The sequence below is a fragment of the Nocardia niigatensis NBRC 100131 genome (assembly GCF_000308655.1).
Classification (GTDB): Bacteria; Actinomycetota; Actinomycetes; order Mycobacteriales; family Mycobacteriaceae; genus Nocardia; species Nocardia niigatensis.
Map to the genome: position 1 here is coordinate 93,182 of NZ_BAGC01000108.1, position 16,910 is coordinate 110,091.

Genomic DNA, 16,910 nt, shown 5'->3' on the forward strand with positions numbered 1-16,910 from the left:
TCAGCACGCGCTCGCCGGGTATCGCGCTCCGCGTTCGGCAAGCGAGGTCTATCCATCGCGGCTACGCCGGCTGATCGGCATGGCCGGACACCAGCTGCCCACTCGCTGGGCGGCGAGGATCTCGAGCGCAGGGTGGGTGAAAACCACCCGGCACCGAGCACAAAACGATGCATAATCAATGCAAGAACTGAGTCGTTTGCTCTTAGGTTCATGTGCACGGGTAACCAGCAGTCGAATCGGTGGTGCTGCATCCGCTGATCAGTGCTTCGCTTGTGAACCGAGCGGTGGCAGGCGATCGACGTGAGTTCGCCGCCGAAGCGGTCGGGCTGGATGAGATGGCGGTGTCGGTGTCGGTGTCGGCGCCAAGGACATCACCCCGAATCACGCCGAGTCCGAAGAGGTTACGCACCGATGCTCGGAATGACAGGCGGGCGCGCCGCAGAGGGCAGCGTGACGAATGGCCGAAGTCAGTGCGTGGGAAGTATTTCAGCCGTCAGCGTGGACCAAGCGCCCATTACATCTTCTGTCCGCTTTTCGGGGGGTGTCGAAATCCCGCGGTTGCGCTCTTATGTCGTAGCTTGAGGGACCGTGAAACATTCGTTGGCCGCGGCCATGATGGTACTGGGTCTTTCGATGGCAATGGGGCAGGTAACTGTCCGGGCGGAGGCGGATCCACCGGAATTTCCGGTGCCGGTCATCCCGTCCTTCGGCGTGCAAGGGAGTCCGAATCCGCTGCAGCAGTGGATCGATTCCCATGTTCCCCCGCCGACGAATATGCTGCCGCGCGCGTCGCGGCCCCTCGCGGCGCCGGGTGATCTGCCGCAGGAACTGACAGCGCTGTGGAGTGCTGTGCAGTCCGCGCCGACCGGTGACCCATTCTTCGACAGCTGGCCGGCGGATCTCGACCGCTTTGCGCCCGGCGACATTCTGGAATGGCGGGATGTGACGGCGTCGGCGATGCCGACGATGCTTCTTTTGAATCTCACGTCCATTTCACGTGCCACTCTGCTGAAATTCCGCACGACCAACTCCGCGGGTGAGCCTTCCATCGGCACCGCGACGCTGGTCCTTCCCCCCAATGCGTGGACCGGGCCCGGCCCCCAGCCCGTGCTGGTGAACGCGCCGGCCACCAACTCGCTGAACAAGCGCTGCACCCCGGGTTACGTGCTCTCCCACGGCATGGAGGTGCCGACCGGCAATGATTTCACGCCGTCGCCGACCACCTGGGCGATGCAGCACGGCTACGCGCTGATCATCCCCGACCACGAGGGTCCGCTGATGGCCTATTCGGAGCCGTCCGTGGCCGGACACAATGTGCTCGACTCCATGCGCGCGGTCCGCAATTTCGCCCCGGACCAGTTCGGCGACAGCCGTTTCGCCTCGACCGGATACTCCGGCGGTGCGATCGCTTCCCACGCCGCGGCCATGCTGGTACAGGAATACGCGCCGGATCTGCTCCCGAATTTCGCCGGCGCGAGTTTCGGTGGATTGGTGACCGACTATCGCCGGTTCGCGCACGCCTTCGATGGTTCCTACATCTCCGCGTTCCTGCTCAGCACCGTGCTCGCGCTCAGCCGGGAGCACCCGGAAATCCTCGGTCTGATGAACCATGCCGCGGAGTGGCTGGCGACATCCCCCGTAAAGGACAACTGCAGCGGCAGTTTCGGCGCGCTCGGGATCATGCCCATCCCGCTCGACACGATGGCCAACACCGACAAAGCGCTCAACAGCGAATCGGCTGAGGCGATCTTCCAAGATCTGAGTATGCGCGGCCGGAAATCCGGCGTGCCGCTGTTCATCAACCACGGTATCCACGATCCTTGGATTCCCGTGGCGGAGGCCGAGCAGCTGTGGAGCGAGCAATGTGCGCTGGGGGTGGCCGCGACGAAGAACATCGTCGGCGGTGAACATCTGGCGGCCTACGTCAGCTCCTATGGCGCGACCATGGATTGGCTGGATCAGCGATTGCGCGGTGAGCCCGCACCCGGAAATTGCGCCGCGGCGCCCGGCGGGCGGTGACACGGTCAGTGTTTGGGAGTCACCAGCGCCGTCAGCGCTGACCACGCGGCGAGCACATCCTCGGTCTGCTGCTCGGCAGTGCCGTAAGTGTGTGCGGCGACGGTGAATCCGGGGCCGAAGGACACTGAGGCCACCTCTGGGGCGCCGACATCGGCCCAGCCCCACTTGGTTCCGTAGACCTGGGGCAGCCGCGCGGTTCCCCAGTCTTGGCGAGTGCCGTCGGCGGCTTTGTCGCTGGGCTGCTCCATCCAGGCGAGGATCGGGCTGTCGGGTTCGTCGCGGAGTTTCGCGGCGAGGAAGTCCGCGACGTCGGCGACGCTGGTGGTCGACATTTCCCAGCCGCCGGCGCCGTGGGTGGCGGGGAGGTTGTATTCCTTGGCGATGGAGTCGATGGCGTAGGGGTATTTGGCGGCGATGCGATTGGCCGCGGCGTCATCGGATTTGCGAATCATGCGCTCGCCCAGGTCTCGATCCTCGGCGGAGCCGTCGCCGTGGCGGAGGGCGTAGTCGGCCATGAACAGCTTGGCGATGGAGAGGGCGCCGCGTTCCTCGGTCTCGTTGTCGGTGCCCCAGCCGGCGCCGGGCACCAGGGTGCGCACCGCGAGTGCGGTGCGCGGTGGGATGTGAACGGGTTGCAGCATTCCCGGGTCGATGCCCGGTTGGGCGCCCGCGGCGCCCGCCACTGCCACCCAGACCCCTGCCACCACGGCCGCGACCGTACCGGCCCTCCTGCCCATCGCCACCTCCGCGTCGCTTCCGCCCGGTCTCACCTTGCTCTCCGAGACTGGGCGGATGTTCACGACACGCCGATGGCGCTCATACGGTGAGGATGGTCCGGCCGATGGCCGCACGGGAGCCGATGGCGCTGTGTGCGGCGGCGGCCTCGTCGAGGGGGAAGGTCTGGCCGATGACGACCTCCAGGCGACCGGCGGCGACCTCGGTTTGGGCGCGGTCGTGGAGGCTGAGCCAGTCGGTGTCGGGGGTCGCGATCTCGAACAGCGGGACGAGGGTGATGTCCTGGGCGGCAGCGGTTTCCGCGTCGACCGCGGCGAAGCCACCGGCGGAGTTGCCGTAGGCGATGAACAGACCGCCGGGTGCGGTGGCGGCCAGGGCGGCACGGCCGATGTCGCCACCCGCACCGTCGAGAACCACCTGGACGCCGCCGGTGCGCTCCCGGACCTTCTCGGCCCACCCGGGTTTCGAGTAGTCGACCACCTCGTGCGCGCCGAGCCGTTGCGCCAGAGCGAGTTTCGCCTCACCACGGGCGGCGGCGATGACCCGCGCGCCGGCCGCGCGGGCCAGCTGGATGAGCAGAGTGCCCAGCCCGCCCGCCGCCGCGGTGATCAGCACCCATTGGCCCGGCTCGAGGGCGGCCCGGTCGGCGACGGCGAGGACCGTCCGCCCGTCGTGCACGAGCGCGGCGGCCTGCTCGAAGCTCAGTTCGTCCGGGATGACGGCCAGGGTGGCGGATTTGGCAAGCGCCAGTTCGGCATAGCCGCCGACGGGCAGGCCGCCGCCGATGCCGCTGGCCGCGGTCGGGGTGGCGACCCGTTTGCCGACCCAGGCGGGATCCACATCGGGTCCGACCGATTCGACCGTGCCCGTGACCGCGCCGCCGGGCACGAACGGGGGTTCGACGGGGAAGAAGTCGCGCGCCCACCCGCTGCGCAGGGTCGTGTCCAGGAACATGACGTCGGCGGCCGCGACCCGCACCACCACTTCACCCGGTCCGGCGACCGGATCCGCGACCTGCCGCACGGTCAGCACGTCGGGGCCACCGAACTCCTCGGCCTGCACTACACGCATCTCGTTGCCTCCCTTTCGCTTTCGACGGGGCTGTCGATGACTCCAGCATCGAACCTCGACTTATGTTGAGGTCAAGTGCGCGGTCCGAGGTTCCGCTGTGGGCGAACCGGGCAACCATGTCGCTACGACCCCGGAGCCCACCCACACCGGCTCTGAACTGGTGCGTCGTGTCCCGGAACCGGTGTGGACACGTGCAAGAATCGAGCGGTGGCGGCGATCATGATCGAGGCCCAGACCTGCGTGAGGCGGTTCCCGTGAACACCGTCGTGCCACTACTGGCCGCGCTGCTGTCGCTCGCCGCGGCGGCGGCCCGGCTACCACGCTGGCGGGTGCGGGGATCGCGGCCGTTCACCATCGCCATGGTGTTGCTCGCGGCGTGGGCGCTGCTGCGGACACCGGCCATCAATGGCTCGGCCGACGAATTGGCCTTGCCGAGTGGGCATTTCGAGCGCTCCCCGGGTCTGGTCGCGGATCTGGCGCTGGTCGGCGCGGGGGCGCTGATCGGGGTGACGGTGGCGGAGGTGTGGGGGCGTTCGCTGTTGAAGCGGGCCTTCTATCTGGGGCTCGTGGCGATGGAGGCCGGTCTGCTGCTCACCTACGAGCCACTGCAACCGTCGTACCTGACCATCGAGACCCACAAGTGGATCGTGGCGCTGTCGGGGATCGCGGTGAACGGCGCGGTGGTGATCGCGGCGGGACTGAGCCTGCGCACCGTGCCGGCGCGGTTCCGGCTGCCGTTGTCGCTGTTCATGTTCGGCGGGTTGAGTGGATTCACGCTGGCGGCGATCCGGGTGGTGACGCTGCTGCGACCGGAGGGGCCGCAGGTGAATTCGTGGTCGCCGATCGTCGCGATTCCCATTGTCGGGTTCGCGCTGGGGTCACTCGTGGCGAGTGCGCGTCTGCGCACCCTGGAATTGGCGGACATCGCATCCGGCACGCGCACTCGATAATGACCGCATGCTGTACCCCGAATCGCGGCTTTCCGACACCACGCGCGTGGAAGCCTTCAGCGACGGCGTCATGGCCATCGCGATCACCTTGCTCGTGCTCGAGATTCGCATTCCGGAGACCGATGACGGCTCGCTGTGGCATGAGCTGACCGGATTGTGGCCCAGCTATCTCGCCTATGCCGGTTCGTTTCTCACCATCGGCGTGATCTGGCTGTGCCATCACCGTTTCTTCGGCCGGGTCCGGCAGATGGACGGGCTGCTGCACTGCGGCAATCTGCTGCTGCTCCTGGCGGTGGCATTCCTGCCGTTCCCGACCACCGTGCTGGCCCATCATCTGGAGGACGGCGGCTGGAACGCCCGGGTGGCGACCGCGTTCTACGGGGTGGTGGGCGCGGTTCAGGCGGCCGCCTGGTTCGTGATGTGGATTGCCCTGCGCCGCAACCCCGATCTGTTCGAACCCGGTTACGATGCTGACTATGCGCGCCGGGAGAGCCTGCAGGCGGTGATCGGTTTCGCGGGCTTCGATCTGATCGCGGCCATCGGCCTGGTGCTGCCCGCGGCGGCGTTGCTGCTGTATCTGGCGGCGGTGCTGGGCTACGGATTCCTCAGTACCCGCTCGCGGGTTTTCGCCCGCGCCTGAACGATTTTCCCACTCAGTGGGACAGAGGTTTGAAGGTGGGTACGCGCTGGGGTAGCGCTACCCGCCCGGTGCGCTTATGCTGCGTCCGGCAGATCCGAATCCGCTTGCCGGTCCGCGCATTTGGCACGGTACCCAACAATGCGGGCGCGGTCGGGGGCATCGGGGCGTTCGCCCCGATGAAAGTCGGTGCGGAAGTGCGGAGCGTGTCGGAATCAGTGAATCCGCCGAGCGGGGAGCAGCAGCCCGTCCGGCGCCAGCGCCCGCCCCTGTTCATCCTGGCCGGATCGCTGGCGGTCACCGCGGCAGTGGTGGCGGTCGCGGTCTTCCTCTCCCCCATCGATTTCCGGGTGCCGCTGGCCATCGGCGCGAGTGTGGCGGCGCTGGCGCTGACCGCGGCGATCACGGCCGCCGCGTACTACCGGGATCGGGTGCAGGCAGTACGGCAGGAGGCGCGGGAATACGCCGCGCAGGCCGATGCGCATGTGGCCGCGGCCATGTCCGCGGCCCAGGCCCGAATCACCGAGTCCGAGGGCCGGATTCACGGCACTCGCGAGCAGGTGGCGGCGCAGGCGCGGGCGGCCAAGGAGAGTGAGAGCCGTCGTGCCGCCGCCATGGCCGCGTTCGCCGGGGCGGCGGGACGCATGCAGGCCATGAGTACCAGCATGCTGGCCGAGCTGCGCGAGATGGAACACCGGCACGCGGACCCGAAGGTGCTGGCGGACCTGCTGGAACTGGACCACCGCACCGCCCAGGCGGGCCGCCTGGCCGACAGCATCGCGGTGCTCAGTGGTGCGCGTTCGGGCCGCCGATGGGCGAAACCCATTGCCATGGAGTCGATTCTGCGCGGCGCCATGGGCCGGGTCGCGGGCTACCAGCGGGTGCGCCTGCGCGCCATCACCGAGATCGCGGTCGCGGGCCATGCCGCCGAGGGTGTCATGCACGCTCTGGCCGAGCTGCTCGACAACGCCTGCAACTTCTCCCCGCCGACCACCGAGGTGCACGTCTACGCCGCCGAGGTGCCGGCCGGTGTGGTCATCACCATCGAGGACTCGGGCCTGGTCATGAGCGAATCCGCGCTCCGGCGAGCCGAATCCGCCGTCTCCGGCCCCCGCGCCGGCTCCGATCTCTCGTCGCTCTCGGGCACCCGCCTCGGCCTGGCCGTGGTCGGCCACCTGGCCCGCAAGCACGACCTCACCGTCAGCTACCGGCCCTCCGCCATCGGCGGCACCGCCGTCGTGGTGGTCGTCCCCCGCGAGCTCACCACTCGCCTGGAACGCAATTCCGAGACCTTCGGCCGCCTCGCCCCGGTCACCACCCGGCCACCGACCGACCCCCCGACCGGGGACGCAGCGGCCCCGGCGCCGCAGTCCGCCTTCGCCGCCGCGGCCGACATTCTCACCGCCCAGGCCGAAAACGACCAGCGCGCAGCGACTTCCACCGGCCTCCCGAAGCGCCGCCGCGGCAGCACGCTGGCCGCCGTCCACCCGGACGGGCTGACCGGCCCGGCGGCACCCCAGCCGCCGCGCGCGCCGTCCGCGCCGTCCGCCATGGCCGCCTTCCAGCGCGCCGTCAGTGGCCGCGACGACGACCGCCGATTCACCACCGACTCATTCCCCGTCCCCACGACCCCCTCGGAGACCGATCGATGACATCGTCCGCCGCACAACTGGGTTGGCTGCTGGAGCAGCTGCTGGCGCGCACACCGCGGGCGCGGCATGCGCTACTGCTGTCGGGGGACGGGCTGAAGATCTGCCATACGGCCGGGCTTGCAAACGACAGCGCGGATCAGCTGGCGGCGATCGCCGCTGGGATCCAGAGTCTTTCGCACGGGGCGTCGGTGGAATTCGGGGACGGGCGGGGCGGTGTGCGCCAGTCGATGACCGAGTTCTACGGGGGCATCCTGTTCATCGTGGAGGCCGGGGTGGGCGCGCACATCGCGGTGGTGGCCGCGGAGGACGCCGATGCCGGGCTGGTCGGCCACACGATGCGGGAACTGGTCGAGCAGCTCGGCGAGCATCTGGCCGCCGCCCCGCGAGTGCCGGGGGCGAGCGTGTCGTGACCAGGCCAGACGAGGATCCGGATCGGCTGTACACGCTGACCGGCGGTCGCAGCCAACCGGATTCGGACGCGTTCGATCTGGTGACCCTGGTGGTCAGCGAATGCGATCCGGTGCGTGGCATGCAGTCCGAGCATGCCGCCATCCTCGACATGTGCCGCGCACCGACCGCGGTGGTGGAGATCGCGGCCGAGCTGCGGCTGCCGGTCGGCATCACCGTCATCCTCCTGTCGGACCTGCTGCACGCGGGCAAGATCACGGTGCGACACCCGGATCACGCGACGCGGCAATGGAATTGGACGCCCGATACCAACATGCTGGAAAAGGTGCTCGTTGGACTCCGCAAGCTCTGACATCCGCGTCGCCGGGCCCGTGGACACCCGTCCGGCCCGTGCCGACGCACCGCTGCACGCCGATGCCCGGCAGGGCCTGAAGATCGTGATCGTGGGCGGGTTCGCCGTCGGCAAGACCACCATGGTCCGTTCGATCAGCGAGATCCGCCCGCTGGACACCGAGGCCACCATGACCCAGGTCGGCCAGGGTGTCGACGATCCGGCGGGCGCGCCCGGAAAGACCACCACCACGGTGGCTTTCGACTTCGGCCGCATCACCATCGATACCGAGCACGTGCTGTACCTGTTCGGCGCGCCCGGGCAGGAACGGTTCTGGTTCCTGTGGGATCGCCTGTTCGCGGGCGCACTGGGCGCGATCGTGCTGGTGGATCAGCGGCGCATCGCCGATTCCTGGTACGCCATCGACCGGCTGGAGCATCAGCGCACCCCGTTCATCGTGGCGTGCAACAACTTCGGACCCGGCCCGGCCCTGTCGGCGGTGCGGGAGGCGCTGGATCTGGATCCGGACATTCCGCTGGTCGACTGCGATGCCCGCGACCGCGAGTCCTGCAAGAACGTCCTGATCGCCCTGGTCGAACACCTCTACCACCCGAAGACCGCGCTTTGGAGGAATCCCGCATGACCTCGCCCGCGCCGGGTACCTGTCCCGTACCGCACGAGCCCGGTGCGGTGCCGCTGAGCGGCCCCCGCTTTCACACCGATCCGCACTCCCTCTATCGCGAGATGCGCCGCGACCACGGGCCGGTGGCCGCGGTCGAGCTGCCCGGCGGAATTCCGGCCTGGCTGGTGCTCGGGTATCGGGAGATGCACCAGGTCACCAGTTCTCCCGAACTGTTCCCCCGCGATGTGAGCCTGTGGAATCAGTGGCCCAATATTCCGCCGGACTGGCCGCTGCTGCCCATGGTCGGCTCGCCCATGCCGTCGATCTATTTCACCGCGGGCGCCGAGCATCGGCGGCACCTGGCCATGGTCGAGCCAGCGCTGGAGTCGGTGGATCCTTTCGAATTGCGCCGGGTCTGTGAGAGTTTGGCCGATCGGCTGATCGACGCCTTCTGCGGTCGCGGCCAGGCCGACCTGGTGGGCGAGTTCGCCGAACCGCTGCCCGTGCTCGTATTGGCCTGGCTGCTGGGCATTCCCGACTCGGAGGGCCCCGGGCTGGCACGGGCCATGAAGGCGCTCGCCGATGGCGGTGCGGACGCGCAGGCAGCGCACCTGCAGTTCATGCAGTACATCCAGCATCTGCTGGCGGTGAAGAAGGCCGCGCCGGGCGATGATCTGGTCTCGCGCATGCTGGCCTTTCCGGCGCCGTTCACCGACGAGGAGTACGTCAACGACCTGATGGCCGTGACGGCCGCGGGCCATCTGCCGACGGCGGACTGGCTGGTCAATTCGGTTCGGCTGATGCTCACCGACGACCGGTTCGCAGCCGCACTGGGCGGCGGGCGGCGCAGTGTCGATCAGGCCATGAACGAGGTGCTGTGGGAGGACTCCCCCACCTCGATCCTGGCCGGCCGCTGGGCCGCGCGCGATACCCGCCTGGCAGACAGGACGATTCGCGCGGGCGATCTGCTGCTGCTCGGGCTGGCGGCGGCGAACACCGATCCGCATGTGCGCCAGGCGGTCGGCGAGACGGCCACCTACTCCGGCAACAACGCGCACTTCGCGTTCAGCCACGGCGAGTACCGCTGCCCGTTCCCGGCGCAGCAGATCGCGGAAGTGGTGGCGCGCACCGGGATCGAGGTGCTGCTGGACCGGCTGCCGGACATCGATCTGGCGGTGCCCGCGCAGAACCTGGTGCGGCGGCCATCGGCGTTCCTGCGTGGAATGACTTCTCTTCCTGTTGTTTTCACTCCAGTTCGCGCTCTCGGAGGTTTCCAGTGAGTTCCCCTTGCCCGCATGCCATCGCCATAGATCCGATGGTGGGTGATCTCGCCGGCGAGACCACCCGTCTCCGGGAAGCCGGGGCGATCACCCGGATCGATCTGCTCGGCGCCCCCGCCTGGACGATCACCGACCACACCATCGCCCGCCAGCTGCTCACCGACACCCGGCTGGTCAAGGACATCAACGCCTGGAAGCTGTGGCGCGACGGTGTCGTCACCCGGCAGTGGCCGCTGATCGGCATGATCGACGCCGGCCGTTCCATGTTCACCGTGGACGGCCCGGAGCACCGCCGGCTGCGCATCAAGACCACGCAGGCGCTGACCCCGCGTCGGCTGGAAGCCTTGCGCCCCACCGTAGAACGGCTCACCAAGGAACTGCTCGACGATCTGGACGAGGTCGGCCGGGACGGCGCGGCGGTGGATCTCAAGCAGGTCGTCGCCTACCCGCTGCCCATGCGGGTGATCTCCGAGCTCATGGGGGTGCCGCGCGCGGACCACCCGATGCTGCTGGACTGGTACAAGAAGTTCTTCTCCATGGTCACTCCGCAGGATGAGCGGCTGCAGATCATCGAGGACATGGACGTCTACTTCACCGAGATGGTCCGCCGCAAGACCGCCGAACCCGGTGACGATCTCACCAGCGCACTCATCCTGGCCGACGAGGGTGGCGAGCTGCTCACCGAGGAAGAAGTGATCGGCAATCTGAAGGCGCTGGTCGCCGCAGGGCACGAGACCACCGTGAGCCTGATCCTGAATGCGGTGCGCGCCTTGCTGACCCGGCCCGAGCAGCTGGCCCGGGTGCGGTCGGGGGAGGTGGAGTGGAAGCAGGTCATCGAGGAGACGCTGCGCTGGGACGGCCCGGTCACCCACCTGCTCATGCGCTTCGCCACCGAGGACATCACGGTGGGCGGCACCGTGATCGAGCAGGGTGAGGGCGTCGTCATGTCCTACCGTGCCATCGGCCGCGACACCGCCGTCTTCGGCGAGGACGCCGACGAATTCGACATCACCCGGCCGAGCGCGCACCGCAATATCTCCTTCGGCTACGGGCCGCACATCTGCCCGGGTGCCGCCCTGGCCCGTCTGGAGGCAGGCATCGCCCTGCCCGCCCTGTTCGACCGCTTCCCGGACCTCCGCCTGGCCACCCCGGCCGAGGAGATCGTCAACCTCCCTGTCATGACCCAGAACGACATCGCCGCCATGCCGATTCACCTGGGCTGAACCGAATCCGGCCCCGGCGCGTCCGGATCCGGCCCGGCGAGCCGTTCACGCGGTCGCCCGACGACTCCTGGCACACTCTGGCGGATGACGACCAAGGGAGTGCTGCTGTCGGCGACCGCGTGCGCGGTCCTGCTCATCGCCGGATGCGGCGGAAGCGATGGTTCCTCGAAATCGGATAACGCACCGAGTACGCCCCGCGACCAGCTGGTACTCGTCGAATCCGAGTTCCCGGCGGGCGCCAAGAAGATGGACATCCCGCAGGACAAGCTGCAGACGTCCCTCGCGGGTACCACCGGCTCGCTGGCGAATGCGACGGTCACACCGGAGGATTGCCGCGGGCCCAAGGTCGATCTGGCGGCCGCCGCCAATGACATGCTCGCCAAGTCGACGTTCTCCGTGGCGTCCACCCCCGACCTGACCAATTACGTCGACTACGTCTCCGGCACGGCGATGGATCTGTCGAAAATGGCCGACAATTACGCCAAATGCCCGGAGGTTAAGGTCACCACCACCGGCTCCGGCGACCCGGTCGACACCACCACCAAGTTCGAGAAACTGACGGTTCCGGGCGCGCTCGCCGGAACCGGCGCCCTCGCCTACCGCTCCTCCAGCTCGAGCAGCGTGGCAGGCTCGGGCTTCCCGATCTCCCAGACCACCTACGAGGGCTACGCGACCCTGCGCGGCGTGACGGTCGGTGTCCGGGCCACCTCCCTGGGCAGCTCCGTCCCGGACCAGGCCGTCTTCGACAAGTTCTTCACCGCCGCTGTCCAGAAAGTCCAGAACGCCAAGTAGTTTCGCGGCCACGTGCCGTCGCGAGGCAGCCACTGCCGTCAGGACCTCATGGCCTCTGTCATGGCCCGGAAACCCAGCGTCGACGTTGGTTTCGTGGCCCGAGACGCGGGTATTCAGCGCCGGAACCGGGACGAAACGCGGGCACCGATGTATTGCGACACGCTCATTTCGGGCACCGGCCCTGCTACCTTCGACATGCGGTACCTCAAGGCAAGGAGCATGCCATGGGCATCATCACGATGATCATCATCGGCCTCATCGCGGGCGCGATCGCCCGCCTTCTGGTCCCCGGCAAGGAGGATTTCGGCATCATCTGGACCGTCGTCCTCGGCATCATCGGCGGTTATGTCGGCGGCACCCTGGGCAGCATGGTGTTCGCCCCACACAAGTTCAGCGTCCATCCCCCGGTCCAGCACACCTTCCTCGGCGCCATCATCGGCGCCATCGTGGTGCTGGTCATCTACAAGTGGATCAGGGCCCGCGTCTGACCCCTGCCGCACAACCGAATACGACAGAGGAGCGGGGCCGCTGTATCGCGACCCCGCCCCTCTTGCGTCGACAGCCTTGCGCGCGATGAGGGGTCCGCACAATCCCGCCGTCACGACGCCGTCCCCACGGCGCCCTCGGCCGCAGGTGGTCCACGGCCCGAGCTCTTACTACGTACCTACTAAGTAGATACGTAGAACATAGCAGTGCCCGGGGCCGGGATCAATGAGGTTCGGCGAGGAGGGCCAGGAGAAGTTCGGCTCGGGTTCGGGCGTTGTCGAGGTCGCGGCCCAGGAGGGTGGCGGCGGCGGTGATGCGTTTGCGGAGGGTGTGGCGGTGGATGCCGAGGGCCGCGGCGGCGGATTCCCACTGGCCGTTGGCCTCGAGGAAGGCGCGGAGGGTGGAAACGAGAGCGGTGCTGTAGCGGCGGTCGTGGTCCCGCAGTGGAGCGAGGTGGGTGTGAGCCAGGGTGGTGAGGGCCTCGCGGGTGGCGGGGATGGCCAAGAGCGTCAAGGTCGTGAAGTCGGTGGGCGGGGCGCCGCGTTCGGCCGCGGCGGCGGCCAGGTGGGCCGAGTCGGCGGCGGCGCGGAGGTCACGGACCCGGTGGGGGCCGGAAAGCCCGAGGCGGATGAGAGATCGTGCGCTGCCCAGCGTTTCGGGACGGATTAGAGCGGGAACTGCGATACCGGCGGGCAGCACGACCAGCACGCGGGTCGAATCCTGGTGCAGGAACAGCGGATGGCCGGCCGCGAGCACGGCGGCGGAGAGCGCCGCGCCGGCGGTATCGGCGACATCGGCCGAATCACAGTCGGCGACCAGGACTCTGATGCGTCCGTGCGCATCGGCCGCCCGGTCGAGCTGCCCCCATGCGGGAGCCGGATCGGTGGGCGCGCCCAGCAGCAGACCCAGGGCCAGAGAGTTGAGCCGATGCTGTGCCGCGTGCAGCCGGTCCGGTTGCTCGAAGTTCAGGGCCAGCAGGGAATTGGCGTGACCGAGGAGGATCTGGTCCACGTGCCCCAGCGGTGTTTCGCTCACTACGACCAGGTCGCCGTGGTGGCGGCGGCCGACGCCGATGCGCTGATGGGTGATCGCGCCCGAGTCGTCGGCGCTCACCCCGGCCGCGGCCGGGCCGCGGGACAGCACAGTCCGCACGCGGGCGAGCAGTTCCGGCCCGGGTTGCGCTGGGTGGCAATCGATCACGGCTCCGGCGGGGTCGAACACCAGCACGGTCGCGCCGAGTGAGCTCGCCAGTTCCCGCACGATGGCCCCGCTGCCGGATCGGATGAGCGCACGGGTCATGCGCGGCTGGGCCCGGCCGGCCCGCAGGACGGCGTCGTAGCGGAGTTCGGCGATGCGGGCCGACACCTGCTTCACGATGGCGGCGAAGGCCGTCGCGAGGGGCACTTCGAACAGGGGGATGCCGATCTCGTCGGCGGCCGCGATGAGCTCCGATGGCACCTCGTCGTGGGTCAGGCCGGTGCCGAAGCCGATGCCCGCGACGCCGCACCGATCCAGCCCGCGCACGTATTCGGCGCGCCCGGGCCCGTCCGGCGGCAACCGCATACCGGTGGTGAGCACGAGTTCGCCGCCGGAGAGCCAGCGGAACGGGCTGTCCAGTTCGGTGGTGACGACGAGGTCGATCTCGCGGCGCACGCCGGCGGCCCCGCCGCGCAGCCGCAGCGCGAGGTCGGGCTGGGCCAGCACCCAGCCGAGGGAAACGGCCATCGGCCGAAGTGTACAGATCGTCGATTCCCAACCGGCGTGTTGTCCAATTCGGCACGGGTGATCCCGGGTTCCGTGCCGCAGACTGAGGACCGCCGTCATCGACCTTCGACCGGGAGAATTCGCCATGACCTCGATCGACTATCGCCTGCCGCAGCGTCGCCACCTCGTCACCGAACTGCCGGGTCCGCGGTCCCGGGCGCTGACCGCGCGCCGGCAGGCCGCCGTGGCGGCGGGGGTCGGGTCGTCGGTGCCGGTGTACGCGGCCGACGCCGACGGCGGAGTCATCGTCGATATGGACGGGAACTCGCTGATCGATCTGGGCTCGGGCATCGCGGTCACCTCGGTCGGCGCGTCCAATCCGGAGGTGGCGGCCGCGGTCGCCGAGCAGGCCGCGCGGTTCACGCACACCTGCTTCATGGTCACGCCCTACGAGGGCTATGTGCGCGTTGCCGAGGAGCTGGCCGCGCTCACTCCGGGCGACTTCGACAAGCGGACCGTGCTGTTCAACTCGGGCGCGGAGGCGGTGGAGAACGCGGTGAAGGTGGCGCGCCTGGCGACCGGCCGCCCGGCGGTGGTCGCGTTCGATCACGCCTATCACGGCCGCACCAACCTGACCATGGCGCTGACCGCGAAATCCATGCCTTACAAGGCGCATTTCGGCCCGTTCGCGCCGGAGATCCACCGCATGCCCATGTCGTACCCGTACCGCGACGAGCCGGGCATGGCCGGGGAACAGGCGGCGCGACGGGCGATTTCGCGGATCGAGGTGCAGATCGGGGCCGATTCGCTGGCCGCGATCATCATCGAGCCGATCATGGGCGAGGGCGGATTCATCGTGCCCGCTCCGGGATTCCTTGCCACGCTGGCGGATTGGGCACGTTCGCACGGGGTGGTATTCATCGCCGACGAGGTGCAGACCGGATTCGCCCGCACCGGAGCGTGGTTCGCGTGCGAGCACGAGGGCATCGAGCCGGACATCATCACCATGGCCAAGGGCATCGCGGGCGGCATGCCGCTGTCGGCGATCACCGGGCGCGCCGAACTGCTGGACGCGGTGCATCCGGGCGGACTGGGCGGCACCTACGGCGGCAATCCGGTGGCGTGCGCGGCGGCGCTGGCCGGTATCGAGGTGATGCGATCGCTGGACCTCCTCGCCCGGGCGCGGGCCATCGAGACCTTCGCCATGCCGCGCCTGCGCGAACTGGCCGCCGCCACCGGCGTCATCGGTGACCTGCGCGGCCGGGGCGCGATGCTCGCCGTCGAGTTCGTCCTGCCCGGCACCGACACCCCCGATCCGGGGCTCACCAAAGCCATTGCCGCCGAGGCGCTCTCACGCGGCGTGGTGCTGCTCACCTGCGGCACCTATGGGAACGTCATCCGGCTGCTGCCCCCGCTGGTGATCGGCGACGACCTGTTCGCCGACGGGCTCGGGGTGCTGGCCGAGACGGTGCGGGATCTGACCCGCTGAGTTCGAAATCCGATGAGTACGAGGAGAACCCGCGATGCGTGATGTGGCCGAACTGCTGGCGGCCGTGCCGGCCCAGCTCTGGATCGGCGGGGAGCAGGTTCCGGCGAGCGACGGCGGCACCTTCCCCGTGCACGATCCGGCGACCGGCGAGGTCCTCGTCGAGGTGGCCGACGCCACCCCCGCCGACGGGGCGCGGGCCCTGGACGCCGCGGTCGCGGCGCAGGCCGCCTGGGCGGCCACGCCTGCCCGGGAGCGGGCCGAGATCCTGCGCCACGCTTGGGAATTGGTCATGGCGCGCCGCGACGACTTCGCGCTGCTCATGACCCTGGAAATGGGCAAGCCGCTGGCCGAGGCGCAGGGCGAGGTCACCTACGGCGGCGAATTCCTGCGCTGGTTCGGCGAGGAGGCGGTGCGCGTCAACGGCCGCTACACGCCGTCGCCGTCGGGGAACGGCCGCATCCTGGTCACCAAGCAGCCCGTCGGGCCGACCCTGGCCATCACCCCGTGGAACTTCCCGCTGGCCATGGGCACCCGCAAGATCGCGCCGGCGTTCGCGGCGGGCTGCACCATGGTGGTCAAGCCGGCCGGTGAGACGCCGCTGACCATGCTCCTGCTGGGTGAGGTCTTCGCCGACGCCGGGCTGCCGGCGGGCGCGCTGTCGATCCTGCCGACGTCGAAGTCCGCGCGCCTGACCGATCCCCTGTTCGAGGACGATCGCCTGCGCAAGGTGACCTTCACCGGCTCCACCCCGGTCGGCAAAACCCTGCTCGCGCAATCGGCTTCGCGGGTGCTGCGCACGTCGATGGAGCTCGGCGGCAATGCGCCCTTCCTGGTGTTCGCCGACGCCGACCTGGACGCGGCGGTGGACGGCGCCATGGCCGCCAAGATGCGCAATATCGGTGAGGCGTGCACGGCCGCCAATCGATTCCATGTCGACAATGCGGTCCTCGAAGAGTTCACCACGCGCCTGACCGAGCGCATGCGCGGGCTGAAGATCGGGCCCGGAACCCTGGAAGGCGTGCAGGTCGGGCCGCTGATCACCGAGAAGCAGCGTAATTCCGTCGCCGAGCTGGTGGCGGACGCGGTCGAGAAGGGCGCGACGGTCGCCACCGGCGGCGCCGCCGTGCCGGGAGCGGGCTGGTTCTACGAGCCGACCGTGCTGGCCGAGGTGCCCGCGGACGCGCGCATCCTGCGCGAGGAGGTGTTCGGCCCGGTCGCCGCCATTACCGGATTCGACGGCGAGGCCGCCGGTATCGCGGCAGCCAATGACACCGAATTCGGTTTGGCCGCCTACATTTACACCCGCGATCTGGAGCGCGCGCTGCGGGTGTCCGAGGCGCTGGAATCCGGGATGGTGGGCGTGAACCGGGGCATCATCTCCGATGTGGCCGCGCCGTTCGGCGGCGTGAAGCAGTCCGGGCTGGGCCGGGAGGCCGGGGTCGAGGGCATCGAGGAATACCTGGAGGCCAAGTACATCGCTCTGCCGTAGCGGGCGCCGAAAGTCATGGAAC

Annotated in this window: 16 protein-coding genes; 13 read left to right on the forward strand and 3 right to left on the reverse strand. The window is 69.1% G+C overall.

Translation table 11 applies throughout. The features are described from left to right. The first annotated feature begins 588 nt into the window (after positions 1-588). Positions 589-2,019 carry a lipase family protein gene (locus ON33_RS32915; RefSeq protein WP_063711120.1) on the forward strand — a complete coding sequence of 477 codons (1,431 nt, stop codon included), beginning with the start codon at positions 589-591 and terminating at the stop codon, positions 2,017-2,019. 5 nt (positions 2,020-2,024) lie between these two features. On the opposite strand, the gene ON33_RS32920 is transcribed toward ON33_RS32915, so the two are convergent. Next, entirely contained in the window at positions 2,025-2,756 is a 732-nt protein-coding gene (locus tag ON33_RS32920; protein ID WP_040863085.1) for a serine hydrolase, read from the reverse strand. A 79-nt stretch (positions 2,757-2,835) separates the two neighbouring features. Further along, positions 2,836-3,825: a zinc-binding dehydrogenase gene (locus ON33_RS32925; protein ID WP_040863040.1), complete on the reverse strand. Its 990-nt coding sequence runs from the start codon at positions 3,823-3,825 to the stop codon at positions 2,836-2,838. A 254-nt stretch (positions 3,826-4,079) separates the two neighbouring features. Here ON33_RS32925 and ON33_RS32930 point away from each other — a divergent pair, with 254 nt between their 5' ends. The 10 genes from ON33_RS32930 to ON33_RS32975 all read left to right on the forward strand — a co-directional run bounded on the left by ON33_RS32930 (position 4,080) and on the right by ON33_RS32975 (position 12,208). Then, the gene (locus ON33_RS32930; RefSeq protein ID WP_040863041.1) at positions 4,080-4,775 is read left to right on the forward strand and encodes a hypothetical protein; all 696 of its coding nucleotides are present in this window, start codon (positions 4,080-4,082) and stop codon (positions 4,773-4,775) included. Positions 4,776-4,782: 7 nt separating this feature from the next. Further along, positions 4,783-5,415 (forward strand): TMEM175 family protein, encoded by a 633-nt coding sequence (locus ON33_RS32935; protein WP_040863042.1) that lies wholly within the window; start codon positions 4,783-4,785, stop codon positions 5,413-5,415. 203 nt (positions 5,416-5,618) lie between these two features. Beyond that, positions 5,619-7,064, forward strand: coding sequence for a sensor histidine kinase (locus ON33_RS44170; RefSeq protein ID WP_281033259.1), 1,446 nt, complete (start codon positions 5,619-5,621; stop codon positions 7,062-7,064). Continuing rightward, on the forward strand, positions 7,061-7,474 hold the full coding sequence (locus ON33_RS32945) for a roadblock/LC7 domain-containing protein (RefSeq protein WP_040863043.1): 414 nt from the start codon (positions 7,061-7,063) through the stop codon (positions 7,472-7,474). Before ON33_RS44170 ends, ON33_RS32945 begins: the two co-directional genes overlap by 4 nt. Next, positions 7,471-7,824, forward strand: coding sequence for a DUF742 domain-containing protein (locus tag ON33_RS32950; protein WP_040863044.1), 354 nt, complete (start codon positions 7,471-7,473; stop codon positions 7,822-7,824). Before ON33_RS32945 ends, ON33_RS32950 begins: the two co-directional genes overlap by 4 nt. A 76-nt stretch (positions 7,825-7,900) precedes the next feature. Then, positions 7,901-8,446, forward strand: a complete 546-nt coding sequence (locus ON33_RS32955) for a GTP-binding protein (protein ID WP_218001549.1) — start codon at positions 7,901-7,903, stop codon at positions 8,444-8,446. Beyond that, on the forward strand, positions 8,443-9,705 hold the full coding sequence (locus tag ON33_RS32960; RefSeq protein ID WP_040863087.1) for a cytochrome P450 family protein: 1,263 nt from the start codon (positions 8,443-8,445) through the stop codon (positions 9,703-9,705). The genes ON33_RS32955 and ON33_RS32960 overlap by 4 nt, the downstream gene beginning before the upstream one ends. A gap of 35 nt (positions 9,706-9,740) precedes the next feature. After that, complete coding sequence (locus ON33_RS32965) at positions 9,741-10,928, forward strand: cytochrome P450 family protein (RefSeq protein ID WP_083869477.1); 1,188 nt, start codon at positions 9,741-9,743, stop codon at positions 10,926-10,928. Positions 10,929-11,012: 84 nt separating this feature from the next. Then, positions 11,013-11,720: a hypothetical protein gene (locus tag ON33_RS32970; RefSeq protein ID WP_040863047.1), complete on the forward strand. Its 708-nt coding sequence runs from the start codon at positions 11,013-11,015 to the stop codon at positions 11,718-11,720. Between the two features lie 224 nt (positions 11,721-11,944). Next, positions 11,945-12,208 (forward strand): GlsB/YeaQ/YmgE family stress response membrane protein, encoded by a 264-nt coding sequence (locus tag ON33_RS32975; protein WP_040863048.1) that lies wholly within the window; start codon positions 11,945-11,947, stop codon positions 12,206-12,208. A 220-nt stretch (positions 12,209-12,428) separates the two neighbouring features. On the opposite strand, the gene ON33_RS32980 is transcribed toward ON33_RS32975, so the two are convergent. Further along, positions 12,429-13,931: a PucR family transcriptional regulator gene (locus tag ON33_RS32980; RefSeq protein ID WP_040863049.1), complete on the reverse strand. Its 1,503-nt coding sequence runs from the start codon at positions 13,929-13,931 to the stop codon at positions 12,429-12,431. Between the two features lie 124 nt (positions 13,932-14,055). On the opposite strand from ON33_RS32980, the gene gabT reads away from it, so the two are divergent. Beyond that, the gene (gene gabT, locus ON33_RS32985; RefSeq protein ID WP_040863050.1) at positions 14,056-15,399 is read left to right on the forward strand and encodes a 4-aminobutyrate--2-oxoglutarate transaminase; all 1,344 of its coding nucleotides are present in this window, start codon (positions 14,056-14,058) and stop codon (positions 15,397-15,399) included. 34 nt (positions 15,400-15,433) lie between these two features. Continuing rightward, complete coding sequence (locus ON33_RS32990) at positions 15,434-16,888, forward strand: NAD-dependent succinate-semialdehyde dehydrogenase (protein WP_040863051.1); 1,455 nt, start codon at positions 15,434-15,436, stop codon at positions 16,886-16,888. The last annotated feature ends 22 nt before the right edge of the window (positions 16,889-16,910 follow it).